21 protein-coding genes are annotated in these 18,920 nt (G+C 43.0%); 11 read left to right on the top strand and 10 right to left on the bottom strand.

The genetic code is table 11. The features are described 5' to 3' along the window. Positions 1–139 precede the first annotated feature (139 nt). The 4 genes from rplM to tsf all read left to right on the top strand — a co-directional run bounded on the left by rplM (position 140) and on the right by tsf (position 2,773). Entirely contained in the window at positions 140–583 is a 444-nt protein-coding gene (gene rplM / locus JHD69_RS09520) for a 50S ribosomal protein L13 (RefSeq protein ID WP_199139686.1), read from the top strand. 16 nt (positions 584–599) lie between these two features. Beyond that, entirely contained in the window at positions 600–986 is a 387-nt protein-coding gene (rpsI, locus tag JHD69_RS09525) for a 30S ribosomal protein S9 (RefSeq protein ID WP_199139688.1), read from the top strand. An 18-nt stretch (positions 987–1,004) separates the two neighbouring features. After that, positions 1,005–1,826, top strand: a complete 822-nt coding sequence (rpsB, locus tag JHD69_RS09530) for a 30S ribosomal protein S2 (protein ID WP_199139690.1) — start codon at positions 1,005–1,007, stop codon at positions 1,824–1,826. A 101-nt stretch (positions 1,827–1,927) separates the two neighbouring features. Continuing rightward, the gene (gene tsf / locus JHD69_RS09535; protein ID WP_199139692.1) at positions 1,928–2,773 is read left to right on the top strand and encodes a translation elongation factor Ts; all 846 of its coding nucleotides are present in this window, start codon (positions 1,928–1,930) and stop codon (positions 2,771–2,773) included. A 107-nt stretch (positions 2,774–2,880) separates the two neighbouring features. On the opposite strand, the gene JHD69_RS09540 is transcribed toward tsf, so the two are convergent. Then, positions 2,881–4,092: a metallophosphoesterase gene (locus JHD69_RS09540; RefSeq protein ID WP_199139694.1), complete on the bottom strand. Its 1,212-nt coding sequence runs from the start codon at positions 4,090–4,092 to the stop codon at positions 2,881–2,883. 232 nt (positions 4,093–4,324) lie between these two features. Between JHD69_RS09540 and nagA the strand changes: the two genes are divergently transcribed. The 5 genes from nagA (at position 4,325) to JHD69_RS09565 (ending at position 8,987) form a co-directional block, all read left to right on the top strand. Further along, a complete protein-coding gene (nagA, locus tag JHD69_RS09545) occupies positions 4,325–5,416 on the top strand; it encodes an N-acetylglucosamine-6-phosphate deacetylase (RefSeq protein WP_199139696.1) in 1,092 nt (363 codons plus the stop codon). Positions 5,417–5,485: 69 nt separating this feature from the next. Next, positions 5,486–6,193, top strand: coding sequence for a UMP kinase (gene pyrH / locus JHD69_RS09550; protein WP_199139698.1), 708 nt, complete (start codon positions 5,486–5,488; stop codon positions 6,191–6,193). Between the two features lie 39 nt (positions 6,194–6,232). Then, a complete protein-coding gene (frr, locus tag JHD69_RS09555) occupies positions 6,233–6,796 on the top strand; it encodes a ribosome recycling factor (RefSeq protein ID WP_199139700.1) in 564 nt (187 codons plus the stop codon). 96 nt (positions 6,797–6,892) lie between these two features. Further along, positions 6,893–8,644, top strand: a complete 1,752-nt coding sequence (locus JHD69_RS09560) for an ABC transporter ATP-binding protein (RefSeq protein ID WP_199139702.1) — start codon at positions 6,893–6,895, stop codon at positions 8,642–8,644. A 91-nt stretch (positions 8,645–8,735) separates the two neighbouring features. After that, a complete protein-coding gene (locus tag JHD69_RS09565) occupies positions 8,736–8,987 on the top strand; it encodes a PLDc N-terminal domain-containing protein (RefSeq protein WP_199139704.1) in 252 nt (83 codons plus the stop codon). Here JHD69_RS09565 and JHD69_RS09570 read toward each other — a convergent pair. The 9 genes from JHD69_RS09570 to JHD69_RS09610 all read right to left on the bottom strand — a co-directional run bounded on the left by JHD69_RS09570 (position 8,984) and on the right by JHD69_RS09610 (position 17,667). After that, a complete protein-coding gene (locus JHD69_RS09570) occupies positions 8,984–10,276 on the bottom strand; it encodes an MFS transporter (protein ID WP_199139706.1) in 1,293 nt (430 codons plus the stop codon). The genes JHD69_RS09565 and JHD69_RS09570 overlap by 4 nt on opposite strands. 115 nt (positions 10,277–10,391) lie before the next feature. Then, the gene (locus tag JHD69_RS09575) at positions 10,392–11,051 is read right to left on the bottom strand and encodes a hypothetical protein (RefSeq protein WP_199139708.1); all 660 of its coding nucleotides are present in this window, start codon (positions 11,049–11,051) and stop codon (positions 10,392–10,394) included. After that, positions 11,051–11,446 (bottom strand): group III truncated hemoglobin, encoded by a 396-nt coding sequence (locus JHD69_RS09580; protein WP_199139710.1) that lies wholly within the window; start codon positions 11,444–11,446, stop codon positions 11,051–11,053. The genes JHD69_RS09575 and JHD69_RS09580 overlap by 1 nt, the downstream gene beginning before the upstream one ends. Then, on the bottom strand, positions 11,443–12,111 hold the full coding sequence (locus JHD69_RS09585) for an alpha/beta hydrolase (RefSeq protein ID WP_199139712.1): 669 nt from the start codon (positions 12,109–12,111) through the stop codon (positions 11,443–11,445). Before JHD69_RS09585 ends, JHD69_RS09580 begins: the two co-directional genes overlap by 4 nt. 175 nt (positions 12,112–12,286) lie before the next feature. Next, the gene (locus tag JHD69_RS09590) at positions 12,287–14,668 is read right to left on the bottom strand and encodes a TonB-dependent receptor (protein WP_233165821.1); all 2,382 of its coding nucleotides are present in this window, start codon (positions 14,666–14,668) and stop codon (positions 12,287–12,289) included. Positions 14,669–14,984: 316 nt separating this feature from the next. Beyond that, the gene (locus JHD69_RS09595) at positions 14,985–15,524 is read right to left on the bottom strand and encodes an AAA family ATPase (RefSeq protein ID WP_199139714.1); all 540 of its coding nucleotides are present in this window, start codon (positions 15,522–15,524) and stop codon (positions 14,985–14,987) included. Beyond that, entirely contained in the window at positions 15,508–16,131 is a 624-nt protein-coding gene (pnuC, locus tag JHD69_RS09600; RefSeq protein ID WP_199139716.1) for a nicotinamide riboside transporter PnuC, read from the bottom strand. The genes JHD69_RS09595 and pnuC overlap by 17 nt, the downstream gene beginning before the upstream one ends. Positions 16,132–16,142: 11 nt before the next feature. Then, on the bottom strand, positions 16,143–16,940 hold the full coding sequence (locus tag JHD69_RS09605; RefSeq protein WP_199139718.1) for a hypothetical protein: 798 nt from the start codon (positions 16,938–16,940) through the stop codon (positions 16,143–16,145). A gap of 208 nt (positions 16,941–17,148) precedes the next feature. Next, complete coding sequence (locus JHD69_RS09610; RefSeq protein WP_233165823.1) at positions 17,149–17,667, bottom strand: hypothetical protein; 519 nt, start codon at positions 17,665–17,667, stop codon at positions 17,149–17,151. Positions 17,668–17,892: 225 nt separating this feature from the next. Here JHD69_RS09610 and JHD69_RS09615 point away from each other — a divergent pair, with 225 nt between their 5' ends. Together JHD69_RS09615 and JHD69_RS09620 are read left to right on the top strand one after the other, a co-directional pair. Then, positions 17,893–18,210: a carboxypeptidase regulatory-like domain-containing protein gene (locus JHD69_RS09615; RefSeq protein ID WP_199139722.1), complete on the top strand. Its 318-nt coding sequence runs from the start codon at positions 17,893–17,895 to the stop codon at positions 18,208–18,210. A 152-nt stretch (positions 18,211–18,362) separates the two neighbouring features. After that, positions 18,363–18,689: a helix-turn-helix domain-containing protein gene (locus JHD69_RS09620; RefSeq protein ID WP_199139724.1), complete on the top strand. Its 327-nt coding sequence runs from the start codon at positions 18,363–18,365 to the stop codon at positions 18,687–18,689. Positions 18,690–18,920 lie beyond the last annotated feature (231 nt).

Below are 18,920 nucleotides of genomic sequence, written 5' to 3' on the forward strand. Positions count from 1 at the left end.
TTTACGTGTTTTTAATCGGGTATTAGGCAACGCTTAATTTTTTTGCTTCAACTATTTGGTAATTAAAGTATTCTCCCTATCTTTGCAGTCCCTAAAAACTAGGGTAATCAATATTTTTTAACAAATTAAATAAAAGCAAGTGAATACGTTAAGTTACAAAACTGTCTCTGCCAATGCAAAAACTGTTAATAAACAGTGGGTTGTTGTTGATGCACAAGGAGAGATTTTGGGGCGCTTGTCTTCTAAGATCGCGATGATCATCAGAGGAAAACACAAGCCTGAGTTTACCCCAAACGTAGACTGCGGCGATAACGTGATCGTTATTAATGCAGACAAGGTTAAACTGACCGGAAACAAGTTCAGCGAGAAAGAATATGTTTCTTACACTGGATATCCAGGTGGTCAAAGATTCATTTCTCCGAAAGAGTTAATGGCAAAGCACCCAACTCGTGTAATTGAGAAGGCTGTTCGTGGTATGTTGCCTAAAACCAAATTGGGCAAAAAATTGTACACCAATCTTTTTGTTTATGCTGGTGCAGAGCATCCACATGCCGCACAATCACCAAAAACCATTAAACTTTAATTAAAGGAGAAAAGAAATGTCAGTTACAAATACTTCAGGAAGAAGAAAAACTGCAGTTGCCCGTATCTACTTAAAAGAAGGCAACGGCACGATCACCGTAAACGGTAAAGATCACAAAGAATACTTCCCTACCTTGCCTTTACAATATATCGTTAACCAATCGTTCGAAGTTTCTGAGCTGGTTGGCAAATACGATGTAACCGTAAATGTAAATGGTGGCGGCGTAAAAGGTCAGGCAGAAGCAGTTCGTTTGGCTATTGCAAAAGCTATTGTCGAGTTAGATGCTGAGAAAAAACCAGCATTGCGCGCTAAAGGGTTGGTAACCCGCGATATGCGTATGGTTGAGCGTAAGAAACCAGGACGCAAAAAAGCACGTAAGAGATTCCAATTCAGTAAACGTTAATCTTAAGGAGACAAAACAATGGCAAGAACTACATATCAAGACTTATTGGATGCAGGTGTACACTTTGGTCACCTTACCCGTAAATGGAATCCAAAAATGGCTCCTTATATTTTCATGGAGCGCAATGGAATTCACATTATAGATTTAAATAAAACTTTAACTAAAACTGAGGAAGCTGCCTCGGCGATTAAACAAATCGTGAAATCAGGTCGTAAGATCCTTTTCGTAGCAACCAAGAAACAAGCTAAAGAAATCGTTGCCGATCAGGCAAAAAAAGTAAACATGCCTTTCGTAACCGAGCGTTGGTTAGGTGGTATGTTAACCAACTTCGCAACCGTGCGCAAGTCGATCAAAAAGATGGTTACCATCGATAAAATGACAAAAGACGGTACTTATTCAATCCTTTCTAAAAAAGAGCGCTTGATGATCCAACGTGAGCGTATCAAATTGGAAAACCTATTGGGTGGTATTGCCGACTTGAACCGTTTGCCAGCTGCGATTTTCTTGATCGACGTGAAGAAAGAGCATATCGCCGTAGCAGAAGCAATGAAATTGAACATTCCTACTTTTGCGATGGTGGATACCAACTCTGATCCTTCAAACATCGATTTCCCAATTCCGGCTAACGACGATGCAACGAAATCAATCTCATTGATTACCGATGTAATTATCAAAGCCATCGAAGAAGGTTTAGAAGAGCGCAAACGCGAGAAAGACGAAGAAGCAGAAAAAGAAGCCGTAGCTGTTAAAGCTGCTGCCGATGCACCTGAGGCTCCTGCGAAAAAAGCGACCAAAAAAGCAACTGCCGAAGCAGAAACTTCGGAAGATACAGAGGCTTAATTCAAATAAAAATGGGTTACGGGTATTATGTTGCAGGCTAGCTTACAACGTAAAACTGGTAACCCATAACTTTTTATAAAAACTTTAAAAAAAGAAACAAAATGTCTACAGTACAAATTTCTGCGGCAGACGTAAACAAATTGCGTCAACAAACAGGTGCCGGTATGATGGATTGCAAAAAAGCATTAGTAGAAGCCAATGGCGATTTCGAAGCTGCTGTTGATTTATTGCGCAAAAAAGGTCAAAAAGTATCGGCTGCTCGTTCTGGTAATGCTACCTCAGAAGGTCAAGTATTAATCCATGTTTCGGCAGATGGTACAAATGGTAAATTAGTTGCTTTAGCTTGTGAAACTGAACCAGTTTCTAAAGTTGAAGATTTCCGTAACCTGGCTCAGGCGGTTTTGGCAGCAGCTGTTGCCAACAATCCTGCTTCTGCTGAAGAGTTATTGGCGATTACTTTGGAAGACGGACGTACAGTTGCCGAAACAATTACTGAACTTACTGGTAAAATCGGCGAGAAAATCGTTATTCAAGAGTACGCAAATATCTCTGGCGAGCAAATCGTTTCTTATATCCACTCTAATGGTAAAATGGGTGTTTTAGTAGTATTTGAAGGCGCTAATGGTGCAGATATTACTGAAGCTGGTAAAGATGTGGCTATGCAAATTGCTGCGATGAACCCAATTGCTGTTGATAAAGATGGCGTTGATCCTGCAACTATCGAGCGTGAAATCGAAATTGCCAAAGACGTGATCCGTCAAGAAGGCAAACCTGAAGAAATGGTAGAAAAGATTGCTGCTGGTAAATTGAACAAATTCTACAAAGACAGCACTTTGTTGAACCAAGAATTCGTTAAAGACGGTTCTATGGATGTTCGTAAATTCTTAGACAACACGGCTAAAGGCCTAACAGTTACTGCTTTCAAACGCGTACAATTAGGTGCTTAAGAAGCTTATACCCTAAAGAAAAGCCCCGAAAATTTTCGGGGCTTTTTTGTTATCCATAGCTCAGTAGGTGGATGGGAAATCCGGCAAGCTGTGGGTTTTGATAAAAGCTAACGCTTTACCTCCACTCTTCCAACCTCTTTGCCCGAATCGTCAAACATTACTGCGCTCAGCAGCTGCTTGTTGGCCTTGATTTTGGTAAAGGTTCTGGTGCCTTCTTTCGGCCCTCCGCCAATAATTAAGGGATAATTGTTTTTGCCTTGGGCAGGCTGATGCACCATGTATTTGTGGGTATGCCCGCTCAGTACCAGGTCTACCTTGCCCTTGTTCAATAGGGGCTCAAAAACCTCGGTACAATGTACAGGGCCATGCGCATCGCCAGAGTAACGTGGCGGAATATGCATCATCACCACCCTGAACGGAGCTTTTTTAAAGGCTTTGCTTTGCATTTCGGTGGCTAGCCATTGGGCCTGTTCGATACGGTATTGGTCAAAATCGACAATGCCCGCATAAACCGGATGTGCATCTTCCTTGTCTTCGCCGGTATCTAAAATCACGAACCTAACCGGCCCCAAGGTAAAGGCCGTCCGGCCTACATTCTGAAAATACGCGGGAAATTCCCGGCAGAATTTGCCTCTGGTTTCGTGGTTGCCCCTTACGTAAATGAACGGCGTTTGCTTGGCAAAAGCATCAACGCAAGGCTGCAGCATGTGGTCGATGATTTGTTTTTCGTCAGTTTGATAATCGAAGATATCGCCGTTAAAAAAGATGAAGTCATTTTTCTTTTCCTTGTCCAGCTCCAAAAGAAAAGGAATGGATTTAGGCCTGTCGTGAATATCGTTGAGCATTAAAAAACTGATGTGCTCTTTGGTGCCGTCTGCATTAACAAAAGTGCCGGTATCGCTGAGGGTTGCACCATAAGTAAGTTTGTAGGGCTGAAAATCGACTACTTCCTTGCTCACTATCTTGTAATGGTAGGTAACCCCTGGCTTTAGGTTTTTCAGGGTAACGCAGTTGAGCCTTCCTTCAGGCCTTAAGCCTAGTTTGCTTTCGCCATAGGCTTTGAGGTTCAAGGCATCGGCGCTTTCGCCATATTCTACCCAGCTGGCGGCATTTTTGTTGGTAATCCATAAAATGCTCATTTCGTTGCCAAAAGTAGTTTGCAGGTAAGGGCCTACACTAATGCCGAACGCTTCTTCGCTACCTTTTGCAATTGTTGGACTGGCCATGGTCACGGCTGGTGCCATTAAAGTGGCGGCGCCAAGGGCCAAACTGCCTTTGAGAAAGTTTCTCCGCTGTTGTTGGGGATGATTTTTTTCCATGAATTTGTTTTTCTAAGGTGATGAGCTAAATATACTATACAATCGTTGACTCTGGCCCGACGTAAAATAAAATTTACGTTAGTCATAACTGCCCAAGTCCGGGCACAGGCAATCGGCCTGTGTTATTTTTAAAAAATAAGCCGTGGCAGGAAACAATAGGGGGCTGAAACAGTTATACATAAACACCAGCAAAATTGCAGAAACTTCAAACGTGTTATGCTAACTTTGTTACATGATAAACAAGATCGATAACAGCACCTATTTTAATGGGAATGCCATTGTGCACCATCAGCAGCTTACGTTGGAAGGCAGTAAAATTTCCGGTATTGCTTCGGTTGTAAACGGCGCAAAACAAGACAGTTTGGTGGTTCCGGGCTTTATCGATCTGCAGATTTACGGCGCAGGGGGCAAGCTGTTCTCAGCTGAACCATCGGTAGAAGCCTTGGTCCATATTGAAAACGAGTTGCTCAAAACCGGGACCACCGGTTTTTTGGCCTGCATTGCCACCAATACCCCTGCTGTTTTTGAACAATGCATTACAACAGCCAAAGCCCATCGTTCGATAGCTAAAAACTGCCTGGGCTTACACCTCGAAGGCCCTTTTATCAATGCCAAACGCCGAGGAGCCCATGTGGTCGAATACATCCGTAAAGCTACGCTGGACGAGGTTAAAGCCTTGTTGGATTTTGGCGATGGCGTTATCAAAATGATGACGATTGCACCTGAGCTGCAAGACGATCAGGTGCTCCAGTATCTGCTCGATAATGGCGTAGTGGTTTCGCTGGGGCATAGCGATGCCAGTTTTGACGAGGCTACCCATGCCTACGATAAAGGCGTGCAAACCACCACGCACCTGTTCAATGCCATGAGTCCGCTACATCACCGCGAACCGGGCATTCCTGCGGCCGTTTTTAACCATTCTCGCGCCATGGCCAGCATCATTGCCGATAACCAGCATGTAAGTTTTGAAGTGGTGAAAATGGCCCATAAACTGCTTAAAGAGCGTCTGTTTTTGATTACCGACGCCGTTACAGCCTGCGCAACGGGTCCGTACCAGCACCAAGCGTTGGGCGATAAATTTGTAATGCCCGATGGCACCCTTTCGGGATCTTCGCTTAGCATGCTCCAAGCCGTTAAAAACTGTGTAAACGATTGCGACATTGAGCTGATCGATGCCCTGAAAATGGCCAGCCAATATCCAGCTCAGCTCATCGGTTTGGGGGCTTCGATCGGAAAGATTGCGCCCGGCGCTGATGCCAATCTTTTGGTGCTCGATGAATCATTGGATCTTAAGGAAGTCATCTTCAAGGGAGAGCCGATTTAAAACCAAATATTTGAACCAATTGTTAAATCAATAGCCGGTAAGTAAAAAATTGTTAATATTTTTGGGGTCATGAAATATAAACGCATCCTGCTAAAACTCAGCGGAGAGTCGCTAATGGGCGAAAAACAATATGGTATTGACAATGAGCGTGTAAGGCAGTATGCCGAAGATATCAAAGCGGTTCATGACAAAGGCCTGGAAATAGCAATTGTAATTGGTGGAGGAAATATTTTTAGGGGCTTAAGCGCCGAAAAATCTGGAATGGATCGTGCACAAGCCGATTATATGGGCATGTTGGCTACCGTAATCAATAGCATGGCTTTGCAAGATGCTTTGGAAAAAGTAGGTTTGAAAACCCGCTTGCTTACCGCCATCAAGATGGAACAGATTTGCGAGCCGTTTATTCGCCGCCGGGCCGTACGCCACTTAGAGAAAGGACGTATCGTTATTTTTGGAGCGGGTACCGGCAATCCTTATTTCACAACCGACTCGGCTGCGGCCTTAAGGGCGATCGAGATCAAAGCTGATGCGGTATTGAAAGGAACCCGTGTTGATGGCATCTACACCGCCGATCCCGAAAAAGATCCAACCGCAACAAAATACAGCGAAATCTCGTTTAGAGAAGTATACGCCAAAGGACTGAATGTAATGGACATGACGGCTTTTACGCTTTGCGAAGAAAACCAACTGCCTATTATTGTGTTCGATATGAATAAAACAGGTAATTTCATGAAAATTGCCAGTGGCGAAGAAATCGGAACCTTGGTTCAGGGCTAAATCGAACCATTTTTATATTTTTGTATAAACATTACATATATGAACGACCTCATCAAGAAACAGTTGACTGATGCACAAGCTACCATGGATAAGGCAATTATCCACTGCGAGGCAGAATTGACGAAGATAAGAGCTGGTAAAGCTTCGGCAGGAATGCTCGATGGAATTATGGTAGATTACTACGGCAATCCAACGCCACTTACCCAAGTAGGCAGCATCAATACCCCAGATGCGCGCACCTTGATTATCCAGCCATGGGAAAAAGCCTTGTTAACTCCAATTGAAAGAGCAATTATGGAGGCCAACATTGGTATCAATCCGCAAAACGATGGCACCATTATCCGTTTGGTGGTACCGCCGTTAACCGAAGAGCGTCGTAAAGACCTGGTTAAAAAGGTAAAAGAAGAAGCAGAAAGAGGCCGTATTACCATTCGTAACATCCGTAAAGATGCCAACGAAAAAATCAAAAAACTGAAAGGCGAAAGTGTTTCTGACGACGAAATCAAAACCGGCGAAAGCGAAGTGCAAAAAATCACCGATGCTTACATTCTTAAGGTCGACAAGCACGCCGAGGCCAAGGAAAAAGATATCATGACTGTTTAAGGGCAACCCTAAATCTAGTCTAAATGTAATATAAAAGGGAATGTGGTTCAGCTACATTCCCTTTGTTTATTTTTGCAATCCCAAACATAAAAATAAATGAATTTACTACTCCAATACTTAAAACAACATAAGTGGGTAGTGGTGGTGGCGCTGTTTCTGGCGGCCATTAACATTGGCTTCTCGCTAATGGACCCCTACTTCACCGGAAGAATTTTAGACAGGTTTATCAATAGGAGGCACGAATTTGGCAACGAAAGCGACTACTTGTGGGGCGTGCTCTCTTTGGTAGGACTGGCGGTTGGCGCGGCCATGGTATCGCGTATTGCCAAAAACTTCCAGGATTATTTTACCAGTATCATCGTACAAAAAGTAGGTGCCAAAATGTATGCCGATGGCTTAAAGCATTCGCTTGAACTGCCTTATCAGGTGTTTGAAGACCAACGGAGCGGCGAGACCTTGGGCATTTTGCAAAAGGTGAGATTAGACAGCGAAAAGTTTATCACCTCTTTCATTAGCATCTTATTTGTGAGTTTGATCGGGTTGATTTTCGTTATTGTGTATTCGCTTTCGGTAAGCTATAAAGTATCGTTGGTTTATGCGGCTTCTATTCCAATCATCAGTTTCCTGAGCTGGTTCCTGAGCCGTAAAATCAAAACCATCCAGCGTTCTATTGTAGCCGAAACCACAGCTTTGGCCGGTTCTACCACCGAATCATTGCGTAATATCGAATTGGTAAAAAGCCTGGGCTTGGCCAATCAGGAAATAGACCGCTTGAACAAAACCACCTATAAAATTCTCGGATTGGAATTGCGCAAGGTAAAATATGTGCGCAGCATGAGCTTTGTACAAGGCACTACGGTTAATTTGGTGCGCAGCACGATGGTTGTGGTGCTGTTGATGCTGATTTTTCACGATACCATTTCGCCGGGACAGTATTTCTCGTTCTTGTTCTATTCTTTTTTTCTTTTCGGACCGCTGCAGGAACTGGGCAATGTAATATTGGCCTGGCGCGAAGCAGAAATTTCCTTGGGCAATTTTAAGAACATTCTCAATACACCTGTCGATCCGAAGCCGGCAAACCCGGTTAAACTTGAAAAAGTAGAGACCCTGTCTTTTTCAAACGTAAGCTTCAAGCACTTATCGGGTAAGAACAACGCCCTGAACAACATCAGTTTTACCACTAACAATGGCGAAACGATTGCTTTTGTTGGCCCTTCGGGATCGGGTAAAACCACGTTGGTTAAGCTTTTGGTAGGTTTGTACCAACCTATTGAAGGCGAAGTTTTTTATAACCAAACCTCCAGCAAGGATATCGATTTAGATCAATTGCGAGAGAAGATAGGTTTTGTAACCCAGGATACGCAATTGTTTTCGGGTACCATTAGAGAGAACCTGCAGTTTGTAAGGCCAAACGCTACCGACGAGGAGTGTCTGCGGGTTTTGCAACAGGCAGCTTGCCAGAATTTGATGGCCAGGGCCGATAAAGGCTTGGATACCGTAATTGGCGAAGGTGGCGTAAAGGTTTCCGGTGGCGAAAAGCAGCGCTTGTCTATTGCCCGGGCTTTGTTACGCAACCCCGATATTTTGGTATTTGATGAAGCTACTTCGTCATTGGATTCGTTAACCGAAGAAGAGATTACGGCTACAATTAGAGATGTGTCCGTATTAAGCAGCCATGTTACGATTTTGATTGCCCACCGCCTGTCTACCATCCGCCATGCCGATCGGATTTATGTGTTAGAGAAAGGCCATATCATTGAGCAAGGCAAACACGCCGATTTGTTGGCCGAAAAGGGATTGTACTTCGCCATGTGGAGGCAACAAGTAGGCGAAAGATTCGACAATTAGTACTTCCAACATAAAACCCTCGATAACTTTTAGTTAGATGAACTATGAATTGTCGAGGGTTAATTCGATATTTAGGTTTTAAACAAAGCCGATGAATTTGCTCGAATTTTTGAACTTAGGGGTAATGGAAGTCCTTATTATCTTGGTTATATTAATTGTGCCTGCCATTTTAACCATTTATTGTTTGGTCGATATATTTAGAGCAAAATTTGTGGATAATAATAGCCGAATCCTGTTTTTACTATTGGTTTTATTGATGCCAATTATTGGAAGCATTCTTTATTTGGCCATGCGTAGCAATTATGTGAAGCCCAAAATGCCACCGTTTAATCAATTTCCTTAAATCTGATCTTCGATTTTATCCGCAGGCTTAATGTCATTGAGCGTTAGGGGCAAGAGATTTTTGGTTTTGAGATAGGTGATAAATACTATCCCTATGGTCATGCTGCCCCCAAATACTACAGCAGGTACCACACGCATTAACTTGGCCGTTAAGCCCGATTCGAAAGCGCCAATTTCATTTGACGAGCCGATAAACATACTGTTCACCGCCGAGACACGCCCGCGCATCTGATCTGGCGTAAGCAACTGCATAATGGTTGATCGGATAATTACGCTTACACTATCAAAAGCCCCTTCGCAGAACAGAAAAAAAAGCGTAAGGTAAAAACTTTTGGATAGCCCATAGCAGATAATGCTCAGTCCGAACCCCGTTACTGCAATCAGCAGGTTGCGCCAAGGCTTGTTCATAGGCGAAAAACGGGTCATGGCCAGCATGGTAATTACGGCACCACTTGAGGCCGCGGCGCGCATAAAGCCCAATCCTTCCGAGCCCACTTTTAAAATATCATTGGCAAAAACAGGCAGCAAGGCCACCGCTCCTCCAAAGAAAACCGAGAAAAGGTCCAAACTCATTGCGCCCAGCATCATTTTGCTCTTGAAAACAAAGTTGATGCCTTCTTTAAGGCTTTGAACGATGCTTTCTTTCGGGATAAAAGTTGGCGGATGGGTTTTCAAAAAGAAAATACACACCAGCGATATCAGAATAAAAGTAATGATGACGATATAAGTTGGCGTAATGCCGTAAAAACCATAGATCAACCCTCCTACTGCCGGACCTAAAATAGAGGCCAGTTGCCAGCTCGAGCTGCTCCAGGTACTGGCATTGGGGTAAAGTTCTTTGGGCAGGATCTGTGCCATTAGCGAAAAAGTAGCCGGGCCAAAAAAGCCTCTGGCCAAGCCAATGCCAAAAACCATGGCATACATGATAGGTACAATGTAGCTGGTGGGGATGTAGGCATGCATCTGCTTGGTGGTCACCACCAGCATGGTTAGCGAACAGAGAAATACACCAAAAAATATTTTGAGCAGCAGACCCCTTTTCTCCGATTTATCGGCCACATAGCCCCCATAAAGTGCGATGCCGATGGCAGGAATAGCTTCCGACAATCCAATGAGGCCTAAAGCGAGCGGGTCTTTGGTTAAATGATAAATGTGAAAGCCGATGATAACGGCTTGCATCTGATAAGCAAAGGTAAAGAAGAAACGCATGCCCAAATAAGAGCGAAATTCTCGGTAACGCAGGGCCGCAAATGGATCTTTCTTGGCGGGTATAATGGGTTCAGCTTCCAAAGCAATGGGTTTTAGACAAATGTAAGATTAAGTCGCTTAAAAATGGATAACCTATTTATGTTTCGAGCGCAAAAATCTGGATATAAAGTTGCCCGCTCACTGAAAGGAAACCCCATCAAATATGCCTGAAAAGGCCGAAGGCAATAATGGCGATGAACGAGATAATCCCAAGCGCCAATATGTTGTAGCCGTTTTTTCGGTCTGCATCAGTGTATGCCTGGATGCTTTCGCCACTGGGAAGTGTTTTTTTGTGGTTAATGAGGTGCCAGCCAATGAAAAACCCCAGCAATCCTCCTAATACGGCCAATAAATAGCCAGTAAAAACCCAAACCCAGTTTGCCTTTTGAGGCTCGCTTAAGACAGCCAAGCGCTCTGACCTGAATTGCTGCAAGGTGTTGTTATTCAGTTCTTTTCCTCGCTGTTTTAAGATGTCTTTGGCCAAGGCCACATCAAAGGCATTCCATTCATCGGCCTTTTGAAGCAGGTCTATCAGCTCCTCGTCCGAAAATTGGTAAAGGTAGTGGCTTTCGTCGGCCAATTCGATGCTCTTTTTCGAAAGCTCCTGTAACAGCTCATCGGCGCGTTTAAAATCGTTGCCCCTAAGCTTCACCCTAAACTCCTTGTTAATTTCGTTGTATGCAAATGAAACATCGAAGTTGATGGAACTGTCTTCCAATTCGTAAGCCAATCCGTTTTCGCCAAGGAATTGAGCAAGCTCGGATGCGGCGGCCTGGTCGTTAAATTTTTGATAGGTTAAGAACGTTTCTTGGCTCATTAGATTAACGGTTTTGCCGGATTGTTTTTATAGTAGTCTAATTTGTACTGAAACATTTCACTCATGAGGGCGGCGCGCCATTTCGCTTCATCGGCCTTTGCCCCTGTAAAATGTTCGTCTACGGTTTCGTTGAATAAGCGAATCCAGGTATCGAAATGTTCGGCGGCGACAGGTAGTTGGGCATGCTTCAAAAACGGACTACCGCTATAGGCTGGCGTATCGAGCAATAAGGTTTGCCAAAAACCATACATTTTTTCGAGGTGTACAGGCCAGTTATCGCCAATTACCTCATTAAAAATTGGGGCCAGCAAAGCATTGTCACGAACTTTGCCGTAAAAATCGTTAACTAATAGTTTTACGTCGTCCAGGTTCAAGATGTCGGTTGAAGTGCTCATTTGCTTTCGGAAATTAATTCAAATATAAGCGCTTGTAGCTGGGCAGCCTGATTTACAATCATAAAATGACCCCCATTTGGTATTTCTATCAACCGATTAGATCTTGAAGACTTGATAGGTTTGATTGGAAAAATACGATCGTTGGTGCCATGGATATGAACCAAAGGAGCTGTTATGGCTTCTTTTTTCCAATTCATGATTTTATTAATGGCCCATTTTAAGAACCTTGGGTCGGTATCTTTAATGATTTGATGCAACAATATGGATTCGGCTTTATTCTTGGTCCCAAAATAATAATCGGCGGTAAGCTTATTGCCCAAACGAAGCAACCAATCGGGAATCATTTTATAGATTTTGGTTTTACTAGCCCATTTGAGTTGCCAGCTAAATTCTTCTGGGGATTTTACACTTGAAATGATGATTACCTGACTACAATCAATAAACTTGGCTATTTCTTGGGCAACTAAACCACCAAAGGAAAGACCAATCAAAATTACGTCATTGTTAACATCGATTTGATCGACTGCCAATCTTTGTGCATAATGGCTTAGGGTTTCTGTCTTTGCCGGTTTTAGCCACTGAATAAAACGATGTTCGATGGCATGAAAATCGAGAAATTTAAACACGCGCTCATCTGCACCAAGGCCGCTTATGAAGTAAACCATTGCCGAAATATAAGCAAAAATATGCCCATCGGCTAATTAAAGTCACGGTTTATGGATTGTTTGGTGCCAGGTGGCTGGAAGCTATATCGCCAAATCTTCATCGCTTTAGGTAAAAAATAACCCACCAGATTTTGAGGCCTGATGGGTCGGTATGAAGATGTTGTTTTAGGGTTGCTTAGAATTTTACGTTTAGGCTTAACAGAAAGTTTCGGGTAGCCTGCGGATAGTAATAATTTGTTCGGCTCAAATCGCCGGCATACAGGTAAGGATAGGTACCCCCATTGTTTTCGTAAAGGGTGCTAAATACGTTGTTTACCAAAAGACTTAATCCAACATTTTTAATCCCCACAATCGAGGTGTTGTAGCCTAAACGCACATCGTTCACAAAGAAGTTTGGCAAAATGCGCGTAACGGCCTGGGTATTGTCTAGGTATTGCCTGCCCACATACTTGCTGATCAAGGCAATTTCTGCATTTTTGATGGGGTTATAAGCAATCTCGCTCGACAGGATAAGGGCCGGCGAATAAGAAATATCGGTATTTTTGTAAGTATTGGTTACAAAGGTTTTTCCGCTCGCATCGGCATCGTCGTAGATGTACTCGGTAAATTCCTTGATTTTATTGCGGCTCAAGGTAGCCGTAGCGCTCCACGACAAATTTTTAAGGATTTGCCAACGGCCGTCCAATTCTAAACCTAAACGGTAGCTATCGGGTACATTCTGACGGGTTTGTCCACCAACATCGTTCAGCTTTCCGGTATTGATCAGCTGGTCTTTGTACAGCATGGCAAAGCCATTCAAGCCCATACTGAACACCTCTTGCTGGGTACGGTAGCCAAATTCGAAGTCGGTTAGTTGTTCCGATTTAGGGCGGGTATTGATGTTTGAATCGGTAAAATCTCTTCTGTTAGGCTCTTTATGTCCAACGGCAACAGACGCATATACATTGCTTTTGGAATCAATATTATAGGTTAAACCCAGTTTGGGATTGAAAAATTCGAGTCTGGCATTTTGTTGCGCCGGATTTCCAGCTTCGTCCTTGCCGAAGTAAGAATAGTAAACGTTTCTGTACTGCAAGTCGGCAAAGATGTTAAACTGTTCAATTTGGTAATTGGCCCGGCCAAAAATATTGAAATCGCTTTTAAAGGCATCATTGTCGTTGTAGATATGTCTGGCCGATTGGCTGGCATCGTAATTGGCAAACTGGGCCCAGATCACTTCGTCAAAGTGACGGCCTTTGTATTCGTTGTAAGCGCCACCCAAAGTAAAGCTCAGGTCGGTTTTAGGCGTGTAGTTTAAAGAGTAGGTTACGCCATAAAAATCATTGTCGAGCCACAAGCGCCTCACCAAGTCAGATTTATCGATGGTTGTTCCACCAACAACGACCGGCTTTATTTGATATTTAGCCAAGCTTTGGTCGTCTTTGTATTCCTCGTAATAGCCTCGGCCATAAGTATAATGCAAGGCGGCGTTGGCCGTGAGTGTTTTGGCCAAGTTACGGGTGTAAAACAATTGGTAGTGGTCTTGCTGGTAGTTATCGGTTTGATTGTCGTAGGTAAAATCGTTGTGTCTGCGGTCTGTTTGCAACAGGTCTTCGGTAACACCGTTCCAAGCCTGATATGTCTTTTCGGTACCGCTAAATACGTTGGCACGTAAAATATCATTTTTGCCATAGTAGGCACCTGTTACAAAAAACGATTTCAGGTTCGACGAAGCCCGGTCGATGTAGCCATCAGATTTAATTCTCGATAAACGGCCATCAAAACTAAATTTGTTACCAATCAAGCCGGAACCTACACTTACGGTATTTTTCCAGGTATTGTAGGAGCCATAAGTGTTGTTTAGCTCGGCATAAGCCGAATCTCTTCTGGTGGTGGTTTGGATGTTCAGACTGGCTCCAAAGGCACCTGCGCCATTGGTAGAAGTGCCCACGCCTCGTTGGATCTGGATATTATCTACCGACGAAGCCAAATCAGGCAAATTGATGAAGAAGCTACCTTGGCTTTCGGCGTCGTTGAGCGGAATACCGTTGAGCGTTACGTTGATGCGCGTGGCATCGCTGCCCCTGATCCTGATGCCGGTATAGCCTACGCCTGCGCCTGCATCGGAGCTTACCACTACCGAGGGCGTCTGGTTTAAGATATAGGGTAAATCCTGACCCACGTTCTTTTTAGCAATTTCGGCCCGGTTAAGGTCTTTATAGGTCGTTGCTGTGTTTTTTGAGGCCCTGGTGGCGCTTACCACAACTTCATCGGCCAAGAAAGAAAGTGCGCTGAGCTTAAAATCGACAACAGTGTTTGCGGTAAGACTGATTGTTTTTTCTTGGGTGGCATAACCCACATAGCTTACCACCAGGGTGTAGCTCCCGGCTGGGAGGTTGCTAAATTCGTAACGCCCGTTGGCGCCGGCAATTACGCTTTGTCCCTTGTTTTTGAGTTTGATGCCCGCTCCTGGTAATACAGAGCTATTCTCGGCCACGGTGCCCGAAATGTTGAATTGTGCCATCGAAATAATTGGGCACAACAGCGCAGCAAATACTGCGATCACTAATTTTTTCAATTTGTTTTTTTGTTTTAGTAAAACCTATCGGCAGTAGGGGTACTCCCGACTTTAGTTAAACTCCATAAACCATTCCCTACGCCAGCATTACCTGGATCAGGTGTATTTAGGGTTGAGGGTTGAAAGGCTTGAGGACGGGAGGGTAAACCTTCTGCCTTGTCGCCTTTTGCCTTCAGCCTTAAAATGGGTATGTTCTCAGCCTGTATTTGTGTTTTTACAAAACAAGGCACCCCTTATTGATGGCACAAAGGTATAAATTTTTTCGAAATGCAAAATTGGCGGTAAAACATACGAGGTTTTTAAAACTTCGTCTATGTTATTTGGCGCTATCCAACAGGAAATCGTCGATGGCAGCCACGGCATTATTAAGCCTCGCCTCGCCAAGGCCTCCAATCACTTTGTAGTTGGCATTTAAGGCCAGTAATTCTTGGTGCCAAACCTGCATAAAATGTTCACGCTGGGTAGGGAAGTCGCGCAGGGGATCATCTTGCCAAGGTAGATCTATATCCAGCAACAAATAAAAATCGTAGCAGTATTGGGGCAGGGCATCTAAAACCACCTGTGGCGTTTCACCGAAAAAGGCATCGCTCCAGATCTTAACGGTAACAAACGTGGTGTCGCAGATTACAAAATCGGTTTCTGTCATCGATAGTACCGAATCTTCGAGCGCTACCTGTCCGTGAAACATGTTGGTTTCGTCTTGTAGGGTACAAGGCGTAGTAAGGTTGGCGCAATAATAACGGGCATATTCTGGCACCCATGGTACATTATAGTATTTGGCCAATTGCAAAGATATGGTCGATTTGCCAGTACTCTCGGGGCCAACAATGGCTATTTTTTTAATTTGCTTGTTCACGGTATATCTTTTTCCAATCGATGTAGCCTATCAGCGCGATGGCCATATAAATGGCATACATCAATCCAGTGGCGTAAAGTTCTTTAGAAAAATAAACAATTACATAAATAATATCTACAAAAACCCAGATGAGCCAGTTCTGCAATACCCTTCGCGCCAGAAAAACCTGTGCAATAATGCTCGTTGCCGTGCAAAAGCTGTCTATAAAGGGAAAAGAGGCATCTGTTTTTTTGTGCAGCAAGAAACCGAGTCCTGTTGTAAATACGATAACGCCTAAAACGGAGTACATGACTTCCTGCCGGGTAATCTGACTAATAGGTCTTTGCGCGCCCGGGTTTTTCCGCTGTTCGCTCCAATAATACCAGCCATAAATGTTCATCAGCAAGAGGTAAACCTGCAGGCCCATGTCGGCATAGAGCTTGCGCTCCAAAAAGATAAACAGGTAGGTGAGTACGCTTGCGATGGCGAAAGGCCAGTTCCAGATGTTGTTCTTCGCAGCCAGCCAAACACAAAGCAGTCCCGTAATCACACCAAACCATTCCAGTGGGCTTGTTCCGAAAAGGAACTGTTTTACGCTCTCGATGAGTCCGTTGGCCAATACCAGCATACCCAAAGATATTATAAATCGCTTGATGGGTTCAAATTAATTACAAAAGGCGCAACTTGGCTAAACTTGACCTTCTTTTTGATTTGAAGGAGAAAATTAACCAGCTCCTTGGTAATTGGCGGTAAGATATCTTGTTTGAGTTGTTTCGATTGCTGATTGTAGTCGACCTGCAGGGTGTATTCATCGCCATCGTAAACTATTTGACTGTCTGGTTTGAGTTTGTCTATCTCAGACGACTTGATGATTTTGATGAATTCGGCATAGGTGTCGTCATCAAATTTACCCATGCCATATTCGCGTGGCAGTGATTCGCCCCTGTCTGTATACATCACCTTCTTGGCGCTGTCTATAAAAACCGAAAAATTTACAAGCCGGTTCCAAGATGTTCCATAAACATTGAATTTAAGTTGTTTAAAAACGAAGTTCTTGTCGACTACATTTTTTCTGTCAATATATACCAACCTTCTTTTGCCGCCAGACATGTGCTTTGAATTCGAATCGAGGGGAATAAGGATCAGTCTGTTCGCGGTTTGCTTGCGGATCAAAAAATCATAATTGTTAATATGCTCTTTCGAAAAGTCGTCTCCCGAAAGGAAATATCTGTCGTAGAGCCTTAATGTATCCCCAATCAGATGATACGGTCTTGCTGGCTGCCAGTTTCCTGCGGTTTCAAAGTAAACCCTATCAGAATCTATTTTGATATATTCCAAATTCTTGCCCGCCCAAGCCTTAAACAGGGTCTTTTCTTGGGCATTAATTTGATGGAGAAAAGAGAAAATAGAGATCAGTAGAAGTAGGTGTTTCTTCATTGGTTACAGCCTAGGACATAGCAGATCTGTTTTGCTACATCGTTATGATGCAGAAAGCCGTTCTAATCCATAACGAGGGGAAAAAACTAATGGACGAAGGGATAAAACAAAAAATCCGATAGGGAACAACCCCTACCGGATAATAAACCAAACAAACTATTTATGAAGAATACCCTCGGGCAAATCACTTGCCGAGGATGCTTTAGATCTATTGATTAGGCGATGCACTAAAATTTACCGCCGCTCTCACGCTCACCTCGCTGGCTAAACTGTTCCTGAGCACATATTCCATTCTCACTTTCAAATTACTTCCTCTGATGTAATCATCTACAAAACGTGAGTTGTCTATATCTAGTACAAGATTGTTGCCAATATTTTCAGATACATCACTTCTTGACGCTACCATGACTTCCGAGCCGCTTGTATTGACCACAAACAGCTTTACCGACTTGAAAATGCCCAAGCTTTGTCTGGTTGGGTTGCTAGCGTCTAACCTTACCGAGGCCACTTTTACGTCTTTGATATAGGACGTTCCGTTCTGATTGCCAAAAATCTCGTCGAAACTGCTGGTGCTGCTGCTCACCGTTTGTACAGTATTACTTTTCGTATTGGCAGGAATAGTTAAAATTGCCGTGTATGGAAAAGTAGACTTAATAATCGATTGCACGGTGGCACAACCTGTTACAACTATGCAAATAACTATAAATGAAAGCACTAATTTTTTCATCTTTCTCATCAACAAACCGAAAACGATTTGGTTTTTAAAATTTACAAATTAATTTATTCTTGCCCTTATGCTTGGCATCCGAAGCTGAAACGCAAAAAGAATTAAAATATTCTTTAAAACAATTTTTAGAAGGCAATGTTTTTTAGGGGCGACCATCTAAATGAAAGAGATTAACAGGTAACAAACTTACGCTCAGGTAACAAGTTAAATTAAAAATTGATGATCATGAAAAGAGCGAGTTTAAATTTTTTAGCCGTTGCAGGCCTTTCTATAGGATTATTTGCATTCGGATCCATTAAGCAAGGTGGCATACAAGGCAAAGTAACCCCAGCCGAAGGCGCCAAGGAAGTAGTGGCGGTTGCAGGTTCAGATACCTTGAGAAGCCAAATGAGCAACGGCTCGTTTGTATTTGGCAATGTGAAAAAAGGTACCTATACGGTTTGGGTAAAAGCCAATGCGCCTTATAAAGATGCTTCTGTAGAAAACGTAGCGGTAACAGACAGTGCCACTACTGATATCGGAGAAATCAAGTTGCAACAATAAGTATAAAAATAACGTTGTGTGTGAAATGAAAAAAGAGGGTGAAAGCCCTCTTTTTGTTTTTTAAATAATTTCCATGGCAATCAAAAAAATGTTAAAAACTTTTTTGGACTTTTTTTGTCCAATTATTTTTTGTTTTTAATTTTGGACATATTATGGCTAGGGTTGAAAGAATAAAATCTTTTGGAGAACATCTTAGAGAACTAAGAGAAGAAGCAGGGTTAACGCTCAAGTCTGTGGCTGAGCAGATTAATGTCGATACTTCTTTGCTGGCTAAAATTGAACGCAATGAGAGGCAACCCACCAAACAAATAATTAAACAAATTGCAGTGTATTTCAAAGTCAGTGAAAAGGATTTGCTTGATAATTTTTTAAGCGATCAAATTGCCTATAAAATTCTTGATGAAGAAGCAGACCTAAGCATTTTAAAAGTTGCAGAAGAAAAGGTTAAATATCTAAAGACTACTTGGGCTGAAAAATAACCCAAATATGAAAATAGAGGAAGTAATTAATAAGTTAAATAATAGCAAGTCAAAAGGGTTTCAAATTGAAAAACGCTCCGGTATTTTAACGTCAACTTGGTTGATTTATAAAGTAGATGGATTCTATTATTATTTCGATATAAACCAAAAAATTGAATTTTTAAAAGAATATAGATATTCAAAGGAGGAGATATTGCTGTCTCTTATACACATCTGACGCTGCCGACGAAC

The organism is Pedobacter sp. ASV12 (assembly GCF_016429155.1).
Lineage (GTDB): Bacteria > Bacteroidota > Bacteroidia > Sphingobacteriales > Sphingobacteriaceae > Pedobacter.